Here is a 26,833-nt window from a genome sequence, read left to right as displayed (position 1 = left end):
CTTCTTTTTACAACCGATGGGGTAGTTTAATCTATGAAACAAATGACCAAAAAGCTCTTTGGGATGGTCGCGATTTTTCGGGATCATTGATGAATGATGGTTCCTATTATTTTATTATTGAATATATAAACCAAATTGAAGACTCCAAAGGTAGCTTTAAAGGTAAGGTGATGATTTTTAAGTAAATTATAGATGGAAATTTTAATAGGAAACATTCCTATTTATAATTTTTTCTTTAGGTGTCGATAAATTAACAAAAACAAGTAACAATGCCACAAATGATGATTCTTATCCGCTAGATTACCCCTTTTGAAGAAGCGGTTACAATAATGAGTCTGTCAAAAATTCGTTCTTTGAAATATCTCCTACTGAGTTTATAAACAAATTCGTTTAGATAACTCTTTAAATATATTGCCTTTATTTTATGATAAACCCTTAGGAAATTTCTAAAAACCAAAAGACAACTTGTGTCACCATTATTATTAAGGCAATCTAACGGATAAGCATAAAAAATAGCCTTAAACTATTTATCCAAAGAAAAGGATACTTTTTAAAAAATATTAGCACTTTGTTTAGTGGAGTGAGAAAACCAGAATATTTCACATTTAGATGAGCAAAATATTCACCTAACCCAAAACTTTAATTTGGATTCACAAAGTGCCGTTCATTCAAAAAAATATTTAAACACAAAAAAGACTTGAGAGATTTTCATCTTTCAAGTCTTTTTTTAAGTGGTCCCACCTGGGCTCGAACCAGGGACCCCTTGATTATGAGTCAAGTGCTCTAACCAACTGAGCTATAGGACCGAACTAAAAGTTCGATAAACGTATTGATTACCTCAAAACGTGGGAGCAATATTAAGCTAAAATTTTTATCCAAACAAATATTTTCATTGTAATTTTATCCTTTATTTTGTGAGACCGAAAGACTTTTTAAGCATGAAAAAATATGACTTTATCATCCTAGATCTGGGTGGCGTAATTTATGATATTGATTATCAAAACACAACCAAAGCTCTTGGGCAACTTTTTGATAAAAATTTAGACGATTTCTTTAGCAAAAAAGAGCAGTGGGAAACTGTTGATCTTTTTGAAGAAGGAAAAATTTCACCACAAGAATTTTGTGACTCTATTAGAGCAACCCTTGGAAACAATACTCCATCGAATGAAGCAATAAGAAAGGCCTGGGATGCTATTTTAATTGGTTTTAGAGAGCAAACTGTGGTATTTCTTGAAGAATTGGGTAAAAGAATCCCTCTTTTTCTCTATTCAAACACAAACCAGTATCACTATGATACCATTACTAAAATAAATGGATCTGAATACATGGATCGATTTCATGCTTGTTTTAAGAATGTTTATTTATCTCATAAGTTACAAATTAGGAAGCCTCATTCATCAGGTTTTAGCGAGATACTTAAACGTGAGAAATTAGAACATCTAAAAGGACTTTTTATTGACGATAGCCCACAACACCTTATAGGTGCAAATGAGGCGGGCTTAGAAACCTATCTAATGAAAAAAGAAGACCGATTAGAATTGCTTCTAAAGGATCTTCTTTAAATCAAATTATATACTTAAACAATTATTGATGTACCTCAGCTACTACGTAGTATCTGGGGTCATCTACATTTTGCTCTATATGCTTCACTAGGCTAGAATCTGCTTTTGATAACAGTGCGATACAATCTGAGCTTAGATGCTTTAACACAACTTCTTTATTCTGTGCTTCATATTTTCTTACCAAATTAGCAATTGCCTCAATACCAGAATAATCTTGAACTTTAGATTCCATAAAATCAATTTCTACAGATACAGGGTCTTCTTCTGGTTTAAATTTCGCATTAAATGCCTGAATAGATCCAAAGAAAAGAGGTCCCCATATTTCATAAACTTTGGTACCATCTCCTTTAAAGGATTTTCGGGCTCTAATTCTTTTGGCATTTTCCCATGAAAACACTAAAGCAGATACCACAACTCCCGAAAGAACGGCAATCGCTAAGTCGAAAATTACGGTTAAGATCGTAACGATTAACACCACCACAATGTCATGTAAAGGGATTTTTCCAAATATTTTGAAGGTATTCCATGCAAATGTTCCGATAACAACCATAAACATGACTCCCACCAATGCTGCTATGGGTACCATTTCGATATAAGCTGAAGCAAATAAAATAAAAACCAACAATGTTACTGCAGCAACAATTCCAGATAATCGGGTTCTCCCTCCAGATTTTATATTGATAATTGATTGTCCTATCATTGCACAACCTCCCATTCCTCCAAAAAATCCGTTTACAATATTTGAAGCCCCTTGGGCAATACATTCTTTGTTTGAATTTCCTTTTGTATTGGTTAACTCATCAACTAAATTGAGGGTCATCAAAGACTCTATCAGCCCAATAGCTGCAAGAATTAAAGCGTAAGGAAAAATGAATTTTAAGGTTTCAAAATTAAGTGGAATCTTGTCAAATAACTCTGACTGAAACATTGGTAAACCACCTTTTAAACCATCTCCTCCTCCATCTTTGATAAAAGAACCTACAGTATCTACATCCAATTTTCCTAAAATAGCAATTGCTGAAACCACCAAAATCCCAATTAGAGCAGCGGGTATTTTTTTCTTTGAAATCTTTGGCAAGCCCCACATGATTAACATCGTCAATAACACCAAAGCAATCATCAAATACAGTTCTTTACCTTTTTTAAATTCTTTTACAAATCCTTGTTTTTCAATCTCAAAAATAGCTCCATCTTTTAGTACAAAAGCAATTGATTTTGATGACAAATCATACACATTTTCACCTTCAATCAAGTATTCTTTTTGATTAGTTACTGATATTAAGTGATTCTTTTGTTTCTCAAAAATGGGTTTTTGAATGTTTTTATCATAGAACACCCCACTTCCATCATCAAAATATCTTGGAGTAACGGCCTCAACACTTTCTAATTTATTCCCAAAATAGTCTTTTGAAAAATCTTTAAACATTCCCAGTTGAGAAAGAAATATAACAATTGCCAATCCGTTTACAAACCCCATCATTACTGGATGCGGAATGAGTCTTACGAATTTCCCCATCTTAAATACACCTGCAATCACCTGAAGGATTCCTGCCAGTATAACCGTAACAAACAAATAGAACAAACCTAAATTTTCATCGGGACTTCCCATAGAATTTCCATCTTTAACCAAAGAAACCATAACTACTGCCATCGCTCCTGTAGCTCCAGAAATCATCCCTGGTCTTCCCCCAAAAATAGACGTAATTAAACCCACCATAAAAGCTGCATAAAGCCCCACTAATGGTGGCACACCTGCCACAAATGCAAAAGCTACAGCCTCTGGCACTAAAGCCAATGCAACTGTTAATCCAGAAAGAATATCATCCTTAATATTGGCTTTTCTTTTCTCTACAAACTCAAATTGTTCCATACTTTTTTCTACTAAAACGGCAAATATAAAGATACCTTTCCGAAAATTCTTCTTGTTGGAAATTTATTAATGATGATAGGGTTGATTATTCAGAATGGTAAAAGCACGATAAATTTGTTCTACAAAGAAAAGACGAACCATTTGGTGTGTAAACGTAAGCTCTGATAAGGCTACTTTTTCTTTATATAAATTATATATTTCTTGATCAAAACCATAAGCACCTCCTAGAATAAAAACAATTCTTTTGGGTGATTGATTCATTTTTTTTTGCAAAAACTGAGCAAATTTAGGTGATGAAAACTGTTTTCCTTTTTCATCAAGTAAAATCACGAGATCTCCTGGCTTAATTGCTTTAATTATATTCTTTGCTTCCTCCTTTTTTTGCTCTATAACTTTCTTCTTCTTGTTTTTTGCTTCAGGAACTACAAGCATTTCAAAAGGAATATATTTTTTCAATCTTTTTTGATATTCTTCTATTCCTTTTTGAATATAATTCTCTTGAGTAGACCCTACTTGTAGAAAGCAGATTTTCATAGTTCTGTAAAATTAATTTGTTCAACAATTTTAATTAGAATAACTCGTTTGAACGATAGATTCACCTTTTTTTTACGCTTTAAACAGAAAACTAAGCATTTTCGGAATCTTTTTTGATACAATCAACCCCAACAAATAGAATAATTCTAATAAGAATTGTAATTTTGTAAATTCAATTTTCAAAAGATGATGAGGATATTTTTCTTATTAATACCAATTTTTGCACTAATTTCTGGTTGTGCTTCAAGAGAAAACATTGCAGTAATGCAAGATATTGAGCAAAAAGCTCAATTCGCAAAAACGAGCCATCAAGTGGTTTTTAAGCCGGGTGATTTAGTTAGAATTCAAATATCTTCTACTGATGATCAGGCTGTAGAACCGTTTAATCTTTCGATTGTTATGCAAGAACAGCCAATAATTGAGGATGATAACATGAATGTTCAAAGAGCTCAACAACCTTTTTTGATTGATGATCAAGGGATGATTCAATTCCCTGTACTCGGCGCTTTAAAAATGGGCGGAAAAACCATTGATCAATTCTCTACACATCTTAAAGCTCAACTCGAAAAATTTGTGGAAAATCCAATTATCAATATCAGAATTGTAAATTATCGTATATCTGTTTTGGGTGAGGTGATGAAACCTGGAATGTTTAATATCCAAAACCATAGACTCAATATTCTAGAAGCAATTTCTTTGGCAGGCGGAATGAAAATTCATGCTAGAAGAAAAAATATTATGGTGCTCAGAAGAGACCAAGATGGAAACCAAGAATCTATACGTATTGATTTAACCAATTCTGAATGCGTAAATAGTCCCGTATTTTTCTTAGAACAAAACGATGTTGTATATATTGAACCGAATAAAACTAAAATGAACTCGTCCAAATTTGGACCCGAAATTAGTTTAAGTGTTTCGATCGCCTCAGTTTTAATTGCTTTAATTTCTGTTTTAAGACCATAAGCACAATAAAACCGATCTTTTCAGACTCTAAAAAAACACCACCAAAACCATAGCCAATGCTTCCCCAGTACGAAACAAATAATGAAGAAGAAACAATAAATATCGCAGAGCTCATACAGACTTATACGAGCAAATGGAAGCTTTATTTATTGTTTATCCTTTTGGGGCTTATTGGAGCCTACTTATACAACAACTACAAAAAGCCGCTATACCAAGCAAATACCAGCTTTATTATCAATGAAGCAAAGCAAGGTAATGGTCTTTCTCTCTTAGAAGGTCTAGACGAATTCTCTCTAATGGGAGGCAATAAAACATCAATTGAAAACGAAATTGAAATATTAAAGTCTCGAGCTTTGTTAGACAAGGTTATTAAAGAGAATAATATCAATGTCAAATACTTGAGCACTCACGATGATATTTTTTCTCCTAAACCTATACATATTAGTTTCCTTTTTGATGAATTCAATTATTCTATAGGAAATATCGATTTACACATTGAAGATAACAATGGTGGGTTCCTTAAAACTAGAGGAAGTCAACAAGCTTTTAACTGGAATGACACAATAACTATTTCGGAATCTAAAAAAATCGTTCTTAAGCCAATAGAAAATACCGATAAATTAATTGGAAATAAATTTTCCCTTTTTGTGGAAGCAACGGAAGATATTATCATTCAACTTGAAAATAGATTGATGATAAAAAATACTTCAAAAAAAAATGATATAATCTCCATTTCTATTTCCGACCATTCTCCAAAACTTGCAGAAGCGACCTTAAATACGCTTGTAAAATGGTATGATAAAATTAGAATAAAAGATAAAAAAGCAATAAACATAAAAACTTTAGACTTTTTAAATAATAGAATAAACAGAATTGAGCAAGACCTTCAAAACATAGAGAGCCAAGTTTCTAGTTTTAAAGGAAAGAACAACCTTACTGATATCAAAGTGAATGTTGCTTTTTTCAGCAAATCTCTTGAAGAAAGTCAAAAAAGAATCATAGAAGCACAAACTAAACTAGAATTGGCTCAGTACTTAGCCGATTTCTTTAAAAATGAAAAAGATACCTTTAGCTTAGTTCCTATAAATTTAGGTCTAGACAATAAAGGTTTAGAAGAAATCACAAGAGACTTTAATAAGTTGGTGGTTGAAAGAGAAGCTATTCTCTCTAGATCTTCACCTTCAAACCCAAAAATCAGAGAACTTAGTCAAAAAATCTTCCGATACAGAAGTAACATTCAAAGAAGTTTAAAGAGCTACGAAAAAAGTTTAAAAATATCGTTAGCAGAAGTATTGAAACAAGATCAAAAACTTCAATCTAAAATAAAGAATATACCAGAAACTGAGAAAAAATATAGAAGTATAGCAAGACAACAAGAGCTGATAGAAGCACTCTATGTATTTCTACTAAAGAAAAAAGAAGAAACCTCTTTAGCCTTAGCTGCCACAGACTCTAAGATAACCATCATTGATAGAGCCTACTCAAAAAAAGAGCCTATCTCCCCTATTAAATCTATGGTGTATTTAGGGGCATTGATTGGAGCCTTTGTTCTTACCACTCTTATCATCTATATTTTTGAACTTCTGAACAATAAAGTTCATAGTAAAGTAGACTTAGAAAGAGTTCTTGGAAATATCTCATATTTAGGAGACATTCCATTTGACAAAACAAAATCTGACTCAATCATATCATCTCCTTCGGATAAAAGTTCTACGGCAGAAGCTGTGAGGATTGTCGCTACAAGTTTGAAATTTACATCAGCAAAACCAAAAGGTAATAAAATTATTATTACCTCTACCACTTCTGGTGAAGGTAAAACCTATTTTGCCTCTAATATTTCAACGATACTTACTTTTTCAAAAAAGAAAGTATTACTTATTGCGGCAGATTTAAGAAAACCAAAAACAGGTGATTATTTTACCAACCCAAACCCTCAAACAGGGCTCAGTAGTTATTTATCAGGTAACCATAATGACATGGAAAACCTAATTGCAAAAGATGTAGATGGTATTACAAACTTCGATGTTATTTTTCCAGGACCAGTACCTCCAAACCCAGTTGAACTACTGAATAATGGAAGATTTGATGAACTCATCAAACATGTTGAAGAAATTTATGATTATATCATCATTGATGCTGCTCCTTCTGGTTTAGTGACAGACACAATCACCATGAAAAAACTTGCAGACTCTTATATATATGTTGTTCGAGCGAATTACTTAGACAAAAAACTTCTTGAAATTCCTAAAAACCTAATGCAAACAGACAAGCTGCATAATGTTTCATTTGTTCTAAATGATATTGATATGAACAAAAATTATGGGTACGGATATGGGTATGGATACGGTGAAGGAGTTAAGAAATCTTGGCTTCAGCAATTTTTAAAAAGCTAGTAAAGCTGTATTTTGCACAGTATTTGCTATGGAATTATGTACTTTTGTACATTACACAAATGGGGCCGACTGGCTTTGACAGCAAGATATGTTGAAGTGTAAGCATGCAGAGCGCTGATATACAGCTCTTAAATCTCATAAATCAATCGTTTTAAATGGAAACGAAAACTACGCTCTAGCTGCTTAATCTGATCAGTTTGACAGATTTCAAGCTACGCCTACTAAGACTGTAGGGGCTAGATGACCCTCTTAGGTACGTCTAATAACCTAAGGACAAGGGTTATCATAATATTAGGATAAGATCTAAAAAGCTTTGGTTTAGGTACGAAAATTAAAAAAGCTAAGTTTAAAATCGGCTGTTTGTTGCCAGTTTTAAATCGAAAATCAATAACAAAATAAGCATGTAGAAAGCATTGAGATGACTTGTTTGGACGAGGGTTCGAACCCCTCCGGCTCCACAAAAAAACGCAAACAGATTAATTTTAAACTGTTTGCGTTTTTCTTTTTCCCCTCTTTAACCTTCCCAAGGATCAAAAATTGTAATTCTCTTAAAAAAATATTGTCCAATTAATATATTTTAACTTTCTCGGCACAATATTTGATATTTACATTCAAACAAATATTTCACTATATTTGTTTTTCATTACCTAACACAAACAACTAATTGCCTATCGGAACACGTTTATTTTTTACTTAAATCACTAAATCATTCACTCTCAATTTAGGAGTGTAAAAAATAACGTAGTATGACTCAATTAAGCGATAGAGAACTTATTGTATTGTTCCTTGATGGAAACCAGCGTGCTTTCCAAACATTACTAAACAAACACCAACCTAAAATTTTCGGATTCATCATCTCAAAAGTTAGAGATTATGATATAGCCAATGATATTTTTCAAGATGCTTTTATCAAAATCATCAATAATTTAAAAGCTGGAAAATATAACGAAGAAGGAAAATTTATCCCATGGGCAATGAGAATTGTACATAATTTGATCATTGATCATTTTAGAGCACAGAAAAAGGCAAAATTTGTAAGATCGAATGATGAATATGATATTTTTGAAATCATTAATCTTCAAACAGAATCAAAAGAAGATGATCTCGTACGCTCTCAAATATTTGAAGACCTTAAAAGCATATTACCACAATTGCCAGAAAATCAAAAAATCGTTTTGGAAAAAAGAATTTTCTGCAAAATGAGCTTTAATGATATCGCCGAAGAAGAAAATATTTCTATAAACACTGCTTTAGGAAGAATGCGATATGCCTTAATAAATTTGCGAAAAATTATTGATAAACAAAATATCTCGCTCTTTGTAGATTGATTTTCAAAAAGTGATGCAATAATTCTTTAAGCTACTCGTTTAAAAATAAAAAACACCAGCTTATGAGAAAATGCTCTATCGATTCAACTTCAAAAAAACCGCAAATAACCGCATCAAAAGATACACTGGAGTTTATCCTCCAATATGCGGCAAGTGTTCAAACCCTCAAAACGAAAAAAAAGAAAAAACACGTTTTGTATTTTAATTAGTGATTGGCGAAGCATTCTATTTCTAGAATGCTTCTTTTTTTTTGCCTTTTACTAATCATTTCTCTTTAAAAAGTGTGAGTTTTGTGGAGTTTTAGCCATTTGAAAATTAAAAAGTGAACTGGAAAAAGCACATCAACCAAACTTTTAAGCTCAGCATCCCAATGATTGCAGGACAGCTAGGGCAAATCGGGACAAATATTTCAGATAATATTATGATTGGAAATTCTGGTGCCGATCAAATTGCCGCCAGTTCTGTTGCCAATGGAATTTTCATTTTCTTTTTAGTAGTAGGAATCGGATTTGCATTTGCCACCACTCCTATTGTAGCAAATTTCCCAAAAACAACACACCACGAGGAAAAAACGAGCATCCTAAAAAATAGTTTTGTCATCAATATTTCGATAGGTTTCCTTCTTTTCCTTTTGGTTTTCGGTTCGTCCTTCTTATTAGATAATCTTGGACAAGAGGCTCATATTGTCGCTTTAGCTAGTCCTTACCTTCAATTACAAGCCATTTCTGTATTACCCCTTATGCTCTATCTAACTTTTAAACAATTTTTTGAAGGATTAGAAGATACCAAAACAGCTATGGTCATTACGCTATCGGCAAATATTGTCAATATAGGATTGAATTATATATTGATTTATGGGCATTTTGGATTTGATGCCATGGGACTTTACGGAGCTGGTTTAGCTACCTTGATTGCTCGTATAATGATGGCAGCTTTAATTATTGGATACTTCTTGTTCTCTAAAAAATATCAATTATACAAAACTTTATTTTCTAAGGTGAAAATCCTGACCTCAGAGATTAAAAATCTATTTAGATTAGGTCTACCTATTGGACTGCAATTTGCTTTTGAAGTTTCTTCTTTTGCAGGCGCAGGAATCATGTGCGGATGGATTGGAGATATTGCATTGGGTGCTCATCAAATTGCTTTAAGCATCGCTTCCATTTCCTGGAGTATAGCTACGGGCTTTGGTGCTGCCGTAACCATTCGTGTAAGTCAATTTTGGGGTCAAAAATCTATACCTGATATTTCAAAAAGTTACCTTTCTGGCTATATCATCACTTCAGCATGGATGATTTTTTCGGGAGCCATTTTCTTGCTTTTTGATAGAGAATTAACCAGTCTTTATGTAGAACAAGAGCATATTATTTATTTAGCAACCTCTCTCCTCTTTGTAGCCGTACTATTTCAACTTTCAGATGGTGCTCAAGTCGTAGGATTAAGTGCTTTGAGGGGGTTTCAAGATGTTAAAATACCCACAATTCTTACTTTGATTGCCTACTGGGTTATAGGATTACCTATTGGCTATATTTTGGCATTCCCAATGGATTATGGAGTTCATGGAGTTTGGTACGGATTATTTATTGGTTTAAGTATTTCTGCCTTGTTCCTTTATTTAAGAATTTGGTATTTGCAAAAGAAAATGAAAATCAATTCGATTTAATTCCTCGGAATCTACTATCTTTTACTCACCGATGATCAAATAAAAAAAGCCTCGAATTAGATTCGAGGCTTTTTTTTAGTTTTACAATCAAATGTATTAACCGCATTTAGAACTTCCACAATCCAAACAAGTTAAACATCCTTCTTGGTATTGTAGCTTGGTAGATTTACAACTAGAACATTGCTGTCCATTCGCTTCTGTACCATCTGGTATATAACGTTTTAAAGCTCTTGCAACACCCGCTTTCCAAGTATTAATATTTTCACTATCCAACTGAAGAGACCCTATCAAATCAATTAATTTATCCATAGGCATTCCATGACGTAGAATACTAGAAATCAACTTAGCATAGTTCCAAAACTCAGGGTTAAACTTATGAGACAAACCTTCTATTGTGGTTTTATAACCTCTTTTATTCATAAACTGAAAATCGTATCGAGTAGTATTATTTCCATCCTTGTTCTTAATGATTGTTCCCTCATTAAGCCATCTCGGTATATGAATTCCATCTTCATCATCTGCAAGTCCTGTAAAAATTTCATACGGTCTTCCATCTATCGTTCCTATAAAAGCAATCCATTTATCTTTGTTATTCTGAAAACGAACAACATCTGCCTCTAATTCTTTCGGTCTTACAGTAGGAAAATTGATATACTCATTTGCATCAACTCCCTTTTCTTCTTCTTTTTTATCATCATTAGAGATCAAAACACCTGATCTTGATCCATCACGATACACCGTAACCCCTTTACAACCAGATTTCCAAGCATGTAGATAAATCTCTCCTACAAGTTCTTCGGTAACATCATTAGGCATATTGATTGTCACAGATATAGAATGATCTACCCACTTTTGAATCGCTCCTTGCATTTCAACTTTTTTGATATAATCTACATCATTTGATGTTGCTTTATAATAAGGTGAAGCTTTTACTAATTCATCCAATTCTTCTTGGGTATATTTCTTTGTAGTATCGTAGCCTGAAATATTCATCCAATCTTTAAATTTGTGATGAAAAACGGTAAATTCTTCCCAAGAATCTCCGATTTCGTCCACAAAATCCACAACTACATTTTTGTCATTTGGATTTACTTTTCTTCTTCTTTTATAAACTGGTAGAAATACGGGCTCAATCCCAGAAGATGTTTGTGTCATTAAACTCGTAGTTCCCGTTGGAGCTATGGTTAATAAGGCAATATTCCTTCTCCCATACTTCACCATATCTGAATACATTTCTGGATCAGATTCTTTAAGTCTCTGAATAAATGGATTTTTGACTTCTCTACTAAAATCAAATATAGAGAAAGCTCCTCTTTCCTTTGCTAATTCAACAGAGGAACCGTATGCTGCAAGTGCAAGAGTTTTATGCACATTTACAGAGAAATCAATTGCTTTATCTGTACCATATCGCAATCCTAATGCCGCCAACATATCCCCTTCAGCCGTAATTCCTATTCCGGTTCTTCTTCCCTCTTCAGCTTTTTTTCTAATATTCAACCAGAGATTCTTCTCTACCGTCTTAATTTCTTCTGATTCTGGATCTAAGTCAATTTTTTCAATAATTTTATCAATCTTCTCTAATTCAAGATCGATAATATCATCCATCATTCGATGAGCAATAGTTATATGCTTTTTAAATAAATCAAAATCAAAACTAGCCTCTTCTGTAAATGGATTATCGACATAGGAATATAAATTGATCGCCAACAATCTACAAGAATCATAAGGACATAAAGGGATTTCTCCACATGGATTGGTTGAGACTGTTTTATATCCTAAATCGGCATAGCAATCTGGAACAGACTCACGGATAATGGTGTCCCAAAATAGGATTCCAGGTTCAGCAGATTTCCACGCGTTATGAACTATTTTTTTCCATAAACCTTGTGCTTCAATGGTGTTTTTGTACTTAGGATTTTGGCTATATAATGGATACTGTTGTATGTACTCGGTCTTTCCATCCACAGCTCTCATGAAATCATCATCTATTCTTACAGAAACATTCGCTCCAGTAACTTTTCCCGATTCCATTTTTGCATCTATAAATTGCTCTGAATCTGGGTGTTTTATAGACACCGAAAGCATCAAAGCACCTCTTCTTCCATCTTGAGCCACCTCTCTTGTAGAGTTTGAATAACGCTCCATAAATGGTACAACACCTGTAGATGTTAAGGCAGAATTTTTTACAGGAGATCCTTTTGGGCGAATATGTGATAGATCATGCCCTACTCCTCCACGTCTTTTCATCAGTTGTACCTGCTCTTGATCAAGCTTCATGATTCCACCATAAGAATCCGATTCTGAATCATTTCCAATAACAAAACAGTTAGAAAGAGAGGCAATCTGAAAATTATTCCCAATTCCTGTCATGGGGCTACCTTGTGGTACAATATATTTGAAATCTTTAATATGATTGAAAATTTCTTGTGCCGTTAAAGGGTTTTTATATTTTTCTTCAATTCTGGCAATTTCATTGGCTATTCTCCAATGCATATCGTTAGGATCTTTCTCATAAATATTCCCATCGGAATCTTTTAGAGCGTATTTATTCACCCAAACTTGAGCAGCTAATTCATCCCCTTTAAAATAGCGTAAGGAAGCTTGAATAGCCTCCTCTTGTGAGTAAGTTTTCTTTTCCACTTGAGTAGTTGTTTGTTCCATCAGTTTATTCGTTTGTATTCCAATATCACATTTATAGTATGCTAATAATGAATAATTAATAGTTTTAAAAAGTTTACAAAAATAATCATAACAACAATTGATTATCAATCATTTATAAATAACAAAATAACCAATTGTTTACAAAAATAATATTTTTTCAACATTTCCCAAGCCAAAAAAAACTTTTTTTCTCAATTTAATTTATCATATCTCGCTCCATTCCCTATGCCAACTTTTCTTCTTTTAGACCATCAGAAGAATCGACTCGTTTAGTTGAATAATTTTCTCTTTTTTCAACAAAAAAGTATAACATAAACTTAAAGCAATATTTCTTTTATTAAAATCATATCAAACGAAATTGAAAAGAAAGAATTGAAAAATTGAATGATCATGTATTAGAAACTTGAATTCAGAATTCAAGTTCCAAAATTGTATGCGACTTTACCAGTATATCTTTCAATTTACTTGGTTTTCTATATACAGAGAATATATGTTCTAAAAAAAGACAATGAAATTTCAAAAGAAAAAATAGGTTTCATTTGAACAAAGTAAAATATGTACTATTTTTACCACTTTAATTTTGTAACAAAAGAATGAAATATAAAATAATATTTGGACTTCTATTCATTTTTGGATTATTTCTACTGGCAAATTTCAAGCTGATTTGGTTTGATGAAGTATATTTTGCAGAAATCACTTACCACCTAATGAATGGACATGGTCTCTACTCTCAAGGAGATTTTCTTTCTACCCAGGGAGCTGAAATAGTAACATATGGTCCCATTTATTTTTATTTAACTTCTTTTATTACTCAAATCGGTGAACTTTCTCCATTTTGGTTTCGATTAACGAATTATTTGGCATTTTTCGGTGTTGTTTTGGTTCTGTTTAATCAAATAAGAAAACATCATTCTAGAAAAAAGATGCTCTATTTGATTCCCTTTGCCTTGTTTTTAGGGAATGCAGGGTTTGAAAATGCTGTTTCTGGTAGAATGGAAGCTCTCGGATTATTATTTTCAGTAATTGCCTATGTCTTGTATAGTAAAAATACAAAAACATTATTGCACTATATTTTAATAGGTCTCTGTATCTCCTGTGCATATCTCACTACGCCAAGAACAGCCATTTTATTTATTCCATTTTTCTTTGTTATCCTCAAAGATTTATTTGTTCATAAAAACTGGAAAGAAGTGATCAATCTGGGATTTTGGTTTGGAATTCCTGTATTAGCTTGGATATTTTTCAAATTTGGCGGATTTGAGGAATACCTAAATTATTACACAAAAAACACAAATCATAATACACAATCTGCTTCAATGGCTGGAGAATTTTTATTCAATGGAATACACTTATCCAAAAATAAGATTGTTTTATTCTCATTGATGTTTATCTCTTTTTTAATACCTAAAAAACAAACGAAACAAGAAAAATTTCTGACAATAAATTTTGGGATAATCAGCACCTTATTTTTACTCATCATCAGTGATCATGGTGGACATTTCGGACTGGTGTCCACATTAATCATTTTCACGATTATTTCCAATGCTATGGCTTCAAAATGGAAAATTGGGCATTTGATGCTTCCTGCCATTCTATTTTTGAATTTATTTATGTTTTCTAGTAAATTTGCATATCATATACTCAATACAAACCGCTCGCATAAGCCCATTCAATCTATGGTAGAGAAACATATTCCTGAAGGTGCTGTAACAGTTGCTGATTTCGAATTCTTTTATGCTTTACGGGAAAAAAAACGAGATATGTATTTTTTTCAACTAGGAAAATTTGCAAAAGAGCGTGTAGAATACTTCTGTAAAAATACTGATCCAGAATATGTTCTTACTTCAAACACAGACCCTAAACTGGAGTACTTCAAATCACATTATGACATAGAAACTATTGCTAAATATCCAAAAAAGCAAAATGAACATCAACTATTTATCGATCAATATCTTCGAAAACTTGGAAGTAGTTATATGACTTCAGATTATTCTGAATTGGCCATTTTTAAATTGAAACGCAAATAATTCTCTTGTATAAAAAACAAAAACCAATGAAAAGACTTGCAATTTTAGGAGCTTCATATTTACAAGAACCTTTGTACCGAAAAGCAAAAGAAATGGGGCATTTCACCATTGGGTTTGCATGGGCAGAGGGTGCCGTTTGTGCTAATATCGCCGATAAGTTTTATCCCATTTCTATATTAGAAAAAGATGAAATACTCAAAGTATGCGAACAAGAAAATATTGACGGAATTCTATCAATTGCCTCTGATGTTGCCGTTAATCCTTGGTTCTATATCGCCCAAAAGCTCAATTTGCCTTCAAACTCCATTAACTGTGGAGAAATATGTGCCGATAAATACAAAATGAGATTTGAATTACAAAAAAGAAACCTACCTTGTCCGAAATTCAAACTCTATTCAGAACCTGCTTCTTTAACATTTGAAACGCGTCAAATAATTAAACCAATTGACAGATCTGGAAGTGCTGGAGTAAGTGTACTTGAAATTGGAGAAAATGCCTTTGATAAAATGAAAACGGCAATAGATATTTCTTTTGCTAAAAAATGTATTATAGAAGATTTCATTGAAGGAAATGAATATAGTGTGGAATGTATTTCTCAAAATGGAGTTCACACAGTGTTGGCTATTACAGAGAAAGTAACAACAGGTGCTCCTCACTTTGTGGAAACAGCACACTTGCAACCACCATTAAATCTAAGTAACCAACAATTAGCTAAAATTCTTGATTTAGTTCCTAATTTACTCGAAGGACTGAATATCCAAGAAGGAGCATCTCATGTAGAAGTAAAAGTTGACAATTCTTCTGTACATTGTATAGAAGTAGGTGCTAGAATGGGAGGCGATTTTATAGGATCTGATTTAGTTTACCTCTCCACTGGCTATGATTTTACTAAAAATTGTATTCGCATTGCTTTGGGGGAACAAATAACTCCATTTAATTCAAATAAAAAAGCTTCGGGAGTGATCTTTAAATCTAATCAAAATACGAATAGAATAGACCAAGTAAAAAATGATTCAGGCTACCAAGTTATTACTGAAACTGAAGGTTTATTCGATGAAAAATTAGTTAGTAAATCTAGTGAGCGAGCTGGATATTTAATCTATCAAAAGTAAGATATGTTTTATTCTATTATTATCCCTGTTTATCATGGAGAGAAAACAATTAAAAGCCTCACAGAGCGTATTCTCAACGATTTTCAAAAGGATTCATTAGAAATAATATTCGTATATGATTGTGGTCCTGATCAATCTTGGGAAACCATCGTTGAAATCCAAAAACAACACCCAGATATTGTAAAAGGAATTCATTTATCCAAAAACTTTGGACAACACAATGCAATTATTTGCGGAATAGAACAATCTAAAGGGGACTATATCATTACTATGGATGAAGATTTGCAGCATCAACCCAAAGATATTCGCAACTTGATCGCTCACCAAAAAGAAGGAAACTATGATGTTGTTTATGGGGTTTATCATCAATTAAAACATTCTGGTTTTAGGAATTTAACTTCAAATATTATGGCTAAACTTCTGGAAGTTTCTATTCCTGGTTTAGACAAAAACTACACAGCTTTTAGATTAATAAAATCATCTATCGCCAAGCAGTTAACCACCATGCAAAATTCTTATACATTCCTAGATGGTTATATTAGCTGGATTACCACAAATACTTCTTCTACTAAAGTAGAGCATCAAGAACGAATGGGAGGAACAAGTTCTTATACAGTAAAGAAACTCATTGAGCATTCTATTAACATTTTTGTTACTTTTTCTATTATTCCTATTAGAATGTTATCCTATTTATCCATTTTTACTTTAATCTCTACAATTTGCTATTCTATATATATTATCGTTAGGAAATTTTTACTTGATGACTTACTTTCTGGTTTCCCATCCTTGATGATAGTTATAGGGTTTGGAGTCAGTTTTATATTACTTGGACTAGGAATTGTGGGTGAATACATTCACAGAATAAACTTAAAAACTACCAAAAAACCTAATTACTCGATAAAGGAATCTGTTTAAATTAATTAATACCAGATTACTTGTTAAGTAAGCTTTTGTTACACTGCGTTCACAAATGAGTTTTAATAAACTGTCGACATAATGCAATGATAAATCGGGACAAGCTCTTCTAAGGGGGCTTAAACAGTGAGTAAATTAATACCGTAAATGGTATTATTTTAAGACGAGCTTGTTTTTTAACTTTTTCATTGGATACCCAATTGCAGCTTCCCCATCTTCTAAATTTTTGGTTACCGCTGTTCGCAGATAAATGGCACAATTTGAACCTATTTTTATTGAATTTGAAATAGTGGCATGTGCTCCAATGAAATTTTGATTTCCGATCTTCACGGCACCGCAAAAACAAGCTGATGGAGCAACAAAATTTGAATGACCTATTTTGTTGTCATGAGAAATGACTACGCTATTATTAAACAAATTCCCATTTCCAATCTCCACGTTGATATCAATATTTGATAAAGGATAAAATACATTTCCATTCCCTATAATAACTGTGGGGTGTATAAAACATGTTGAATGAATGATATTAGGCACTATTCGTCCCTTTGAAAGTAGTTCATCCATTATTCTTTGCTTTAAAATCAAGTGTTTATACCCTAATGCAATTACAAATTGGTAATTTTCAAATTGATGATCACTATAGTTTAAAAAAGGATGAATTGAATCAATAAATTCATAAGTATTAGGGTTTAGCTGATCATCAAAAACAATCATTTCATCAATATTAGTAACTGAGTCTAATACCAAGTGGTATAGTTGTAAGCCTAGATCTCCAAAACCTATAAAAGCAAATTTATTTTTAGCCATGATTGTGTTTTTATTTGTTCCGAATATATTACATTCTTGTATGAATTCAAAAAAGCTTAATTAAAAAAACCACTTTCAAATAAATTTTGAAAGTGGTTTTATATATTCTCCGAATAATACGTTTCTCTTATTTCAACTTAAAGTTGATAGGTAGCGTATATTTCATTTTTACAGCTTTTCCTCTTTGTTTTGCTGGTTTCATTTTTGGGAGTGATTTCACAATTCTTATCGCTTCTGCTTTTAAGTGTTTGTCTTTCCCTCTTAGGATTCTTGTAGATTCTATTTTACCAGATTTTCCGATAACAAATTCTACATATACCTTTTCTTGTGTTCCCATTTGCTTTGCAAGCTTTGGGTATTTGAAAACTTTTCTAACGTGCTTCATTACACTCATGTTAAAACACTTCGATTTTTCAGCTTTCGTTTTCTCTTTCTCACATCCAGGAAATACAGGCTTGTCTTCTACAACGGCAAAGTTAAATACTTCATCTGTTTCAACTTCTTCTTCCTCCTCCACAATTTCGATTTCTTCTTCTTCATCGGTTTCTGCGTCTTGGAAAATAGCCTCTTCTTTAATCTCCACTTTGTCATCTACTACAACTACTACTGGTGGTGGCGGTGGCGGTGGCGGTGGTGGCGGTGTTTTCTGTTCCTGAGTTACGGTTACTTCTTCGTCATCTATTTGCTCAACTACTAATTCACCCAAACCTGCTGATTCAGATTTTTCATAGACTTTATAGTTAATTGCCGAATAGGAAACTAATAAGGCAATTACAAGACCGATCAGGACAAAAGTCAATCTTTTGTTCTCAAGATCTTTCTTAGGATTTTTCTTTTCTATCATACGTTTTCCTGTATTGTTTGAGAATTCGTCACTAAATTATGCAAAAAATGTTAATGGAATATCGACCTACTTCATTTTTTTAGCAATCCACTGATAAATTAAAATTAAAGTAACACTGAGACTGCTTCCAATAGTATTTGCTACGAAATCCAATATATCTCCATAACGACCTGGTACGACATAATATTGCATGAGTTCCATAAATCCACCGTAAAAAATTGAAAAAACATACGCTAAGAGAACACGTTGAGTCTCGAGAATGTTTTTATGGTATGCAATAAGACCGCTCCAAGCTGCCGTACAAAAAATGGCATACATAAAAAAATGTAGCCATTTGTCGTTTAAAGTTGAGATTTCTGGTGGAATATTATCAGATGGGGCTAAACTCCCAAAAGTTATTACCCCAAAAACTGTCCACCAAAAAATTTTATTTAAGATCGTTTTATCCAATTAGGTCTAAATACGCTTCTCTACTCATTAGAGTATCCAATTCCTCTGGTTTTGAAATAGCTATTTTAATCATCCATCCTTTTCCAAATGGCTCTTGATTTACGAGTTCTGGTGTAGTCTCTAGCTCTTCGTTAAATTCAACGATTTCACCAGAAATAGGCATAAACAAATCTGAAACTGTTTTTACCGCTTCAACTGTTCCAAAAACTTCACCTTCTTCTAGGTCTTCTCCCTCAGATTCGATATCTACATATACGATATCGCCAAGTTCTCCTTGAGCAAATTTTGTAATTCCTACGTAGGCTACATCACCTTCTACACGAACCCATTCGTGGTCCTTTGTGTACTTTAGTTTATCGATTCCTTCCATCTTGTTTTACGTCAAAATTTTTTCCAAAAATACGTTTTCAATCTCAAATAATACGTATTAAAATCCAAAAACATTTTTACTTTTGATTTAAAGTATAACGGATTTTGAACCCAAATACACTTTGAGTAGTTCCAAAACTTGCTTGAACAAAGTTTAAACTATTGTTTCTATCAAAATAAACAGATCCGTTTAAAAATTCATTTATGGTATAAGCAATACTAGAAGAAAGTGTGAATTGTCTTCTACCCGCACTCACTTGAGAAGCTGAATCATAAATATTTCTTATCAAGGATCTATCTTGGTTAATTCCAAGGTTGAATTTAAACTCCATTCTTCTTGGGATTTTAGATTTACCCAATCCTCCTTTAAATAATTTCACATCGTTTATAGAATATCCTGCACCTATTACATAGGAGTAGGTATTTCTTTCTAGCATCTGGCTATTGTCTATATTTAAACTTATATCTCTACTTGTTTTGTATTCTGTATTAAAACTAAATCCGCTTCTGAGTTTCAAGTCAATTTTTAGCGGAGTCAGTTTTTCTGAGATCACCACTTGGTTTATTTGATATTCTGGAATAAAGTTTCCACTTAAATCTTTGTTATCATTTGCTCCATATACAAATTTATTGTTGGTTTGGTCAAACAATAAATTTCTTTGGAATGAACTGATGGTGTATTTTGAGGTATAAGAAGAAGAAAGCGACAAACGACTTATGCTCTTTTTTAACCACTTGATGTCTTTTAGACCATCATATCTGATATTCCAATTTGGCAGTGGAATAGCAGGGAATTTACCTAAATCTGAACTGTTAACATTTCTTCCAGAATACGTCGCCAAAAAAGTAGGAATCAATACTTCTTGAGATCTTCCATTGAATCCTACTGGAAATTCATCAGAATATTGAATTGACTGATTTGGGGTATATTGTTGCTGATAGTCTTTTGCTACTCGATCTGCAATTATTTTTCTGTTTTCCAAGAAGGTATTAAATAACTCATCGGCATCCGTAAAGGCCGTATTTAATGTAAAACTCGTCATAGAAAACTGCCCCGTTTCATTGGTATTTAACACTCTAAATTCTGGTGTTACTAAAGGATCATCATGGATATTTTTAAATAAGAAAGAGGTTCTTTTTGAATAATCTCTATTGGCAGTTAAATTTATTGTGAATCGTTTTAATGGTTCCACACGAGCTGTTAAATTCAGCTTTTCCTTGATGATTTCGTTATACTGTGAATTCAGATTAAAATCTGTAACAATCCATTTGTTTCTTCCCGCATAATCTATCAAATTTTCATTATGAGTACCAAAACGATCTTGCTGCCCGAACATAAAACCAAGAGTAGGTTGTGTAAAACTCCCTGAAGATCCAAACCTTTCTGCATCGTGCTTGAATCCTGGCAAATCCATCCCTCTAGACTGTGTATAAGTTCCATCTATCTTTTTTACAGAGGTTATTAATTTCACCAAAGTTTCTACTGGATTAAATTTATCCTTGTTCTTTCTTCTTTTACGGGCTCTTTCTGCTTGTTTTTTCTCTTTTTCTCTTTGTTTTTTGAGTTTTTTATTCAGTTTATCAATACTCTTTTGGAGTTTTGCTTTTTCTTTTTCATTCTCCTCTGGAGAGAGGTTTACTCCATTTTTATCCTTTAGGGTATCTTGTTTGTTTAATGTTTTGAGCTCTGTAAGTTTTTTCGAAGTTTTTAAAGATTTTTTCTTTTTCTTTTTTGGCTTTACATTATAGTATCTTTTTACCCCAGGGATTTTTTTATAGAGCTTTTTCAGGTCCAATTTAGCATTCAATTGAATATCTCTTTGGTTTTGAATGGTGTTTCCAAATCTATTGGTGATTGAGTTTGCTCCTATATAGTCATAAGCTGCTTTATAAGACGCTCTACCCGAAATAAAATCTAAAACTGGAAAATAGCGTAATGGCAAAGTGTAATTTGCATTAAAATCTTGGTGATATGTTCTTATCGAATCTCCTCTCAGTGCAGCGTTTACCCATTCACGTTGTGGAGTTGGCTCATCAAGCTTATCTCCTTCCCAAACCATATTTGTGGTAGCATTGAGGTTTAACTTTAAAGATTTTGTTAAATCATGTTTTATCCCAATATTTTGATCCATTGTTAAAGACTGGCTAAAAATCGGATCGAATTCAAAAGGTTCTGAATCATCGCCCAAAGTACGCACCGAGCGAATTTTGTTTTCTCTAAAAGTTCTATTTACCACATAGCTATAAGAAAATGAACTTGGAATTAAACCGATATTTAATTCCTTAATGGGTCTCAAAAGTTTTGATTTTTTAATAAAGCCTATTTTACTAAAAGGTCTTATTGGTTTCACTTTTGGAGAATATGCATAAGCTACTTTAGCTTTGGTTCTTTCTTCTAGGTTTCTTTCAATTGTTGGTGAGCGTTCTTCTAGTTTTGTGTGCGAAAAAGAAAGGTTTACATTCCCAGGATTGTATATCGGGTTTCCTTTCATTTTTGGCTTTACACTAAAGTTTGCTACATTAAAATTGGTGTATTTAGAAACTGTTTCAGCACTATTTTGAATTTGTGCTCGCAGTTCTTCTGTGGGAGCATTATCTAGTGCTTCTTGGTATTCAACATCTTGATCGAGTGGATTAAACTTTGGAGTCGTTTTCAAATCAGTGATTCCATAATATACGGGTAAATTAATTCCCCAATTTTTTGGAAACAATTTTCCTGCTTGTAATGTGGTGTTCACAGAAAAATCTCTTACTGTTTCAAATTTTCTTTCTCTAAGACTTTGATCCAATGCTCCAAAACCTGCCTCAGTATAAGATCCACTTAAATTTAAATCGGCAAAATCGGCAAAATTTGTTTTAAACTGCCCTCTAAAAGCGATACTGCTTTCTTGTTCTATCCCCGACATTCTAAGTTCATTTACCCAAATTTCGGCACATTTATCTCCGTCATTACTGGTGTTTCTCACCCCTATCATTACGTTTTGAACCTCCGACAAGGTAGGGTTACCTTTTATATATACATTATTTCCATTGAGTATGGTTTTGTATCTTTTTGAAAAAGAAACTTCATCAGGCTGTCCTGCTGTAGAAACAATTTTTTTATTACGTTCTAGTTTGAGTTCAATTAATTTTTGGAGCTCAATATTCAATCTATTTTTCGAAGGCCATATTGCCTCTGGGTCTGAGGTAGCTCCTTTGGTGATTTCTAAAGGAATCTCATATTCATAATAGTTTTCTTGATAATCCGAACCTAATCTTACATACACGGAAACATCCCCATCATTCAACGGGAGTCCATTGAGTTCTTCGGCATGTACAAACATTTGGAGATTTTTATAGTTATTAAGGTTTACACCAAAATTTCTATACGTTGCCTTACTTTTTCCCTCAGGTAAATCACAAACTCTAAGAGAAAGTGATTGCTCATTTTGGATTAATCTACTATTTGCTCCTGCTATTAATTCACGAGTAATTCCTGGAGGCAACACATAAGGAATTGGCTCTTTATTAGCGTGTTCTTCAATATTTACAGAAGAAATCTGAAAGCTTGCACTCGGTGCTTCCTTATCTGTCTCATCTACAATATTATCGAGCTGTCTCCAGTTTCCTCTAACGGTACTTAGTGTTGCAAATCTTAATTTTACTTCCTCCTCAAATCCATGAAGAAAGAATCTTAGAAAACGAATCGATTTAAAATCTGATACATTTCCGAATTTTTGATGATAATTTCTAATCGGAATTCTAAAAAGATACCAATCTGTATTGTTTAAGGGTCCTTTATTTTCTTTTTTCTGAACAATATAAGGATGATCAAGCGTCATACTATCTGGATCTAGGCTCACCTTGTATTGATAATATCCTTGTGTTTCGTTTAGTGTGTTGTTTCTATCTATATCTTCAAGATCTGGAACAGTAGATCCGTTTCCTATATAATCATTGAAGGTATTGTTTTCCATTCCATTATACTGAGAGTATCTTGTGATAATATCTGCATTTTTATCATCCCATTGTGAACCCAAAAAGTGGATATAATTATCGTTTGCAGGGTCATTATATCTTTTTTGAAAATAGACTCCGTTATCATCTATCTTTTGAGAAAGTCTTTTAAGATAGGGTAACTTAATATCTCCAGCCACTGGTGCAAAATTGGCTTCTTGTTCATCATTCATTCCATCGTATCCAACATCCTGTATGGCTCCGTCTGTATTATCAAAATTTCTGGTAAAAATCTGAGAATTTGAAACCAATCCCCATGCCGTTGTATCTATCGTAGAAGTACTATTGGGTGTTGGAAGTCCGTTTTCAAAAGATTTTCTGGAATCTTGTAAAATATCTTCGCTTATATTTCCGATATTGATATAGAAATTTCCTCCCTTATGATCTGGCTGATTGATATATGGATCCATCATCCAAAACTCAATATACTCTACATTGCTTGCTTCCCAATCTGAATTATTAATGAACTGCATCATTCCTCCCCAACGGGTTTTAGGATCTGCTAGTTTTCCCTCATCAGTAAGTCCTTTAGAAACATCGGTAGCATCTACATCAAAATTATAAGGACCTGGCTCAGTAGGATCAAAAACAAGGTTTAGCGGTCTGATTCTATCAATTTCATTTGCAGCTAAATCTTTGTTCTCAAAAATTTCTGTTTTACGAATATCTCTTTGGTAAGGATCCGTCAAAATCACATCATTATCTTTGATGTTTGCAGGTGCTGTTCTTTGGTAAAATAAATCACTAATTTGAAACCATTGTAAATGAGCTCGGTTAAAACCAGATTTTATATCGTTGTATTTTTCTGCTTCAGGAAATAAACCTCCACTATTATCTGTTCCCAATGGAATTGAAGATAATCTCCAGTTATAAGGATATAAAATAGAAAGTTTTACTTCTCCGTTTTCAAAATCATCTAAATAAGAAGTTCCTCCTGCATCTACATCAATTATAGAAGGGTGACCGGGTAAAAACTGTGCAAATTCGGCATCCACAAATATGTTTGATTTTGCCGTAGTTTCATAAAATGGTAATTTATCTACCAACCTCGTTAAAGCGGGTACTTCTGTTTGATACGTTCCATCTATTCCCCAAATACTGTTATTGAGTGGTTCTTGACCAAAGTTTACTTTATTAGTCAATGGTGTTTCTCTTAGACTTACAAATGATCCACCTAGAACCAATTTGTCATTTACTTGATGATCCACTCTTAAACCGATGAATCTTTTGGTGTTTAATGCAATTGATTCAGACTCTACACTTATTGTAATAGGAGTTCCTGAGTTGAGCTTACTTTCGTTAATAATAGAAACTCGTCCTACATTATAATCTACAATAAAATCTTTCCCCTCAACCAGTTTTTCGGATCCTTGTTTTACAACTACAGAACCTTTTTTAAGGTTAAATGCCCCTTGAATCGTAATTTCTGATCCAAACTGAGATTTATAAGCTCCTTGGATGATGAATCTATTTTTTTCTGGTTTCTGCTGGGCATCATTCTGTGTTCCAGAGTAAAGTTCATCAAAAGCATAAGCATCAGCTTGTTCACTGGTTAAAGTTGTGAGTTCTAATATTTTATTTTTGATATAACTTCCAAAGGGTTCTACCATCGGGAAAATAATTCTTCCTTTACTAGGATCTACTGTTAGTGGTGGATTATCAATAAAATCGAAAAAACCATCTCTTCCTTGATCACCATTGGCATTCAAATTATCAAGATTAAGCACTTCTATTAGCTGCTTTTTCTTCATTCCGTCTTCTGGAAGGTATCTCAGTTTTGTTCCCGATGAAGGCTGCTTATATAAAACATTTAACTCAAAATCTTCTCTATCAACTTGATATGCATCTAACCTATAAATATTCTTCATCATCAGTTTCCAAGTAGGATGACTTATATCTAGAATAGTAGGCTTTACGAGTTTCAACATTAAGGTATTTGGAGAAAGTAGTTGATCAGAAAATTCTCCTACTTGTTTCACTTCTCCATTGTAGGTATATTGAAAAGCTACGGCCAAAACCTCTCCATCGTTCAGTTTTCTGTTTAAAGAAACATATCCTAATTGTGGATGAAAAGTATATTCGTTCGGTTGTAATTTTCGAGCTTTTTCAATCTTTTCGTAGTCTTTTAATATTTTAAGACCTTGAGAACTTGCGGCTGAATTTAGGTTACTAAAAACTCTAAAATCTCCATTGGCAGCTACTAAATCTTGAGGATTTAGGTTATTGTTCTTATTATCTGGCAATATACTTCCATCTCCTCCTACGTCTGTAAGTGCAAATACATCTCTAAGGTCATCCACATTTGCTCGGGTATTGGTAATCCAAACTTCCATTTTGGTAATTTGCACCAATGAGTTCACAAATGGCATCTGCTCTAATGACTTGTCGTAGTTATTATAGAAATATGGATCTACAAAAAAGTGACGGTTATCGTCATAATTATCCGCATAGAACTCAAAACGGGTTTTTTGTCCTCCATTTTCTACTTGGATCGATTTACTTTCTGTTCTTTGTTCAGAAATTACTGCGGTTACTTTTGTAGGACCAAATTGAAGTTGTGTTTTAACTCCAAAAAGATCTTGAGAACCCGTAATTAACGTTCCGGGAAGAGGCATATTGACATTTCCTAACTGAACCAGTTTAATAATTTCGTCCTCTTCTCCTTCATAGGTAAGGTTTACTTCATTTCTTCTTCCAAAAAGGGATTTGGTAAGGAAATCAGTATTCAAATTCAGTTTATCACCGATGCTTCCTGTGGCGTTTACTTGGATATCATTATCCATCTTAAACGTGGTGTTCCCACGGATTTCTTCGGGAATCGATTTATCATCTCGGTAGGTATGTCTAAACTGGAAGTCCAGTTCTACGCTACCTTGAAGTTTCATATCGAACTTTGCATCATCCCCAAAAATTTTCCCAATATTTTCTTTGATGAGTTTATACTCTGGAATCAGATTATCAAATTGTTCTTTGGCTAGTTTTTTAAGTTTGGAGTTTTTGTTTTTTCCTAAACCATAATCGGTATCACGACTATTGGCAAGATCTCTCCAGTTTTTATTTAAAATGGCCTCTTGATTATACTTTTTGTACTCATCTAAATCCATTACCGATGGTGGATCTAAATAAACTCCTCCAATTCCTCCTTGAACATTATAGGTTCCAGATGCTCCATCATACCCCACAGAGTCCGAATAATTACTCGGTTTCTCTGGCGGAAACAACAAAGAATCAACATCTTGAGCTAGGACTTGAAAATCTCCTACCAAAATGAAAACCCATAATAAGAACGAATAAAAACTATACCTTCTAAAACTCATATCTACCCAAAACGCAAAAAGT

The 26,833-nt window shown here is 33.1% G+C and carries 17 protein-coding genes, 1 tRNA gene, 1 other RNA gene and 1 pseudogene; 10 read left to right on the top strand and 10 right to left on the bottom strand.

What is annotated here, in order from left to right; all coding sequences use genetic code 11:
- Window positions 1–185: gliding motility-associated C-terminal domain-containing protein (locus N4A45_02825; GenBank protein ID MCT4664150.1), on the top strand; the 185-nt coding region annotated here is incomplete at its 5' end.
- Between the two features lie 110 nt (window positions 186–295).
- On the opposite strand, the pseudogene N4A45_02820 reads toward N4A45_02825, so the two are convergent.
- Window positions 296–448: pseudogene (locus N4A45_02820) on the bottom strand (IS1595 family transposase).
- Window positions 449–732: 284 nt separating this feature from the next.
- A tRNA-Ile gene (locus N4A45_02815) sits at window positions 733–806 on the bottom strand.
- A 132-nt stretch (window positions 807–938) separates the two neighbouring features.
- On the opposite strand from N4A45_02815, the gene N4A45_02810 reads away from it, so the two are divergent.
- Window positions 939–1,562 (top strand): HAD hydrolase-like protein, encoded by a 624-nt coding sequence (locus tag N4A45_02810; protein ID MCT4664149.1) that lies wholly within the window; start codon window positions 939–941, stop codon window positions 1,560–1,562.
- A 22-nt stretch (window positions 1,563–1,584) separates the two neighbouring features.
- On the opposite strand, the gene N4A45_02805 is transcribed toward N4A45_02810, so the two are convergent.
- Both N4A45_02805 and rlmH read right to left on the bottom strand, forming a co-directional pair.
- Window positions 1,585–3,432, bottom strand: coding sequence for a SulP family inorganic anion transporter (locus tag N4A45_02805; protein ID MCT4664148.1), 1,848 nt, complete (start codon window positions 3,430–3,432; stop codon window positions 1,585–1,587).
- A gap of 66 nt (window positions 3,433–3,498) precedes the next feature.
- Window positions 3,499–3,966: a 23S rRNA (pseudouridine(1915)-N(3))-methyltransferase RlmH gene (gene rlmH, locus N4A45_02800; GenBank protein ID MCT4664147.1), complete on the bottom strand. Its 468-nt coding sequence runs from the start codon at window positions 3,964–3,966 to the stop codon at window positions 3,499–3,501.
- A gap of 186 nt (window positions 3,967–4,152) precedes the next feature.
- Between rlmH and N4A45_02795 the strand changes: the two genes are divergently transcribed.
- From N4A45_02795 to N4A45_02775, 5 genes are all read left to right on the top strand, one after another.
- Window positions 4,153–4,929 carry a polysaccharide biosynthesis/export family protein gene (locus tag N4A45_02795; GenBank protein MCT4664146.1) on the top strand — a complete coding sequence of 259 codons (777 nt, stop codon included), beginning with the start codon at window positions 4,153–4,155 and terminating at the stop codon, window positions 4,927–4,929.
- Between the two features lie 56 nt (window positions 4,930–4,985).
- Window positions 4,986–7,322, top strand: coding sequence for a polysaccharide biosynthesis tyrosine autokinase (locus N4A45_02790; protein ID MCT4664145.1), 2,337 nt, complete (start codon window positions 4,986–4,988; stop codon window positions 7,320–7,322).
- A 61-nt stretch (window positions 7,323–7,383) separates the two neighbouring features.
- Window positions 7,384–7,783: a transfer-messenger RNA gene (ssrA, locus tag N4A45_02785) on the top strand.
- A 285-nt stretch (window positions 7,784–8,068) separates the two neighbouring features.
- The gene (locus N4A45_02780) at window positions 8,069–8,650 is read left to right on the top strand and encodes a sigma-70 family RNA polymerase sigma factor (protein MCT4664144.1); all 582 of its coding nucleotides are present in this window, start codon (window positions 8,069–8,071) and stop codon (window positions 8,648–8,650) included.
- Between the two features lie 322 nt (window positions 8,651–8,972).
- Window positions 8,973–10,313 (top strand): MATE family efflux transporter, encoded by a 1,341-nt coding sequence (locus N4A45_02775; GenBank protein ID MCT4664143.1) that lies wholly within the window; start codon window positions 8,973–8,975, stop codon window positions 10,311–10,313.
- A 96-nt stretch (window positions 10,314–10,409) separates the two neighbouring features.
- Here N4A45_02775 and N4A45_02770 read toward each other — a convergent pair whose 3' ends face one another.
- Window positions 10,410–12,974, bottom strand: a complete 2,565-nt coding sequence (locus tag N4A45_02770; GenBank protein MCT4664142.1) for an adenosylcobalamin-dependent ribonucleoside-diphosphate reductase — start codon at window positions 12,972–12,974, stop codon at window positions 10,410–10,412.
- A 593-nt stretch (window positions 12,975–13,567) separates the two neighbouring features.
- Here N4A45_02770 and N4A45_02765 point away from each other — a divergent pair.
- The 3 genes from N4A45_02765 to N4A45_02755 are packed head-to-tail and all read left to right on the top strand — an operon-like array spanning window position 13,568 to window position 17,028.
- Window positions 13,568–15,001, top strand: coding sequence for a glycosyltransferase 87 family protein (locus N4A45_02765; GenBank protein ID MCT4664141.1), 1,434 nt, complete (start codon window positions 13,568–13,570; stop codon window positions 14,999–15,001).
- A 26-nt stretch (window positions 15,002–15,027) separates the two neighbouring features.
- Complete coding sequence (locus tag N4A45_02760; GenBank protein ID MCT4664140.1) at window positions 15,028–16,113, top strand: ATP-grasp domain-containing protein; 1,086 nt, start codon at window positions 15,028–15,030, stop codon at window positions 16,111–16,113.
- A 3-nt stretch (window positions 16,114–16,116) separates the two neighbouring features.
- On the top strand, window positions 16,117–17,028 hold the full coding sequence (locus N4A45_02755; protein ID MCT4664139.1) for a glycosyltransferase family 2 protein: 912 nt from the start codon (window positions 16,117–16,119) through the stop codon (window positions 17,026–17,028).
- Between the two features lie 153 nt (window positions 17,029–17,181).
- On the opposite strand, the gene N4A45_02750 is transcribed toward N4A45_02755, so the two are convergent.
- From N4A45_02750 to sprA, 5 genes are all read right to left on the bottom strand, one after another.
- A complete protein-coding gene (locus N4A45_02750; GenBank protein MCT4664138.1) occupies window positions 17,182–17,835 on the bottom strand; it encodes a hypothetical protein in 654 nt (217 codons plus the stop codon).
- 127 nt (window positions 17,836–17,962) lie between these two features.
- Window positions 17,963–18,679: a TonB family protein gene (locus N4A45_02745; GenBank protein MCT4664137.1), complete on the bottom strand. Its 717-nt coding sequence runs from the start codon at window positions 18,677–18,679 to the stop codon at window positions 17,963–17,965.
- 66 nt (window positions 18,680–18,745) lie between these two features.
- Window positions 18,746–19,129 (bottom strand): VanZ family protein, encoded by a 384-nt coding sequence (locus tag N4A45_02740; protein ID MCT4664136.1) that lies wholly within the window; start codon window positions 19,127–19,129, stop codon window positions 18,746–18,748.
- Window positions 19,122–19,499: a glycine cleavage system protein GcvH gene (gcvH, locus tag N4A45_02735; GenBank protein MCT4664135.1), complete on the bottom strand. Its 378-nt coding sequence runs from the start codon at window positions 19,497–19,499 to the stop codon at window positions 19,122–19,124. The genes N4A45_02740 and gcvH overlap by 8 nt, the downstream gene beginning before the upstream one ends.
- A gap of 76 nt (window positions 19,500–19,575) precedes the next feature.
- A complete protein-coding gene (gene sprA, locus N4A45_02730) occupies window positions 19,576–26,811 on the bottom strand; it encodes a cell surface protein SprA (GenBank protein ID MCT4664134.1) in 7,236 nt (2,411 codons plus the stop codon).
- Window positions 26,812–26,833 lie beyond the last annotated feature (22 nt).

This window comes from Flavobacteriales bacterium, from assembly GCA_025210805.1.
GTDB lineage: Bacteria > Bacteroidota > Bacteroidia > Flavobacteriales > CAJXXR01 > JAOAQX01.
This window is presented reverse-complemented; position numbering and strand designations above follow the sequence as displayed.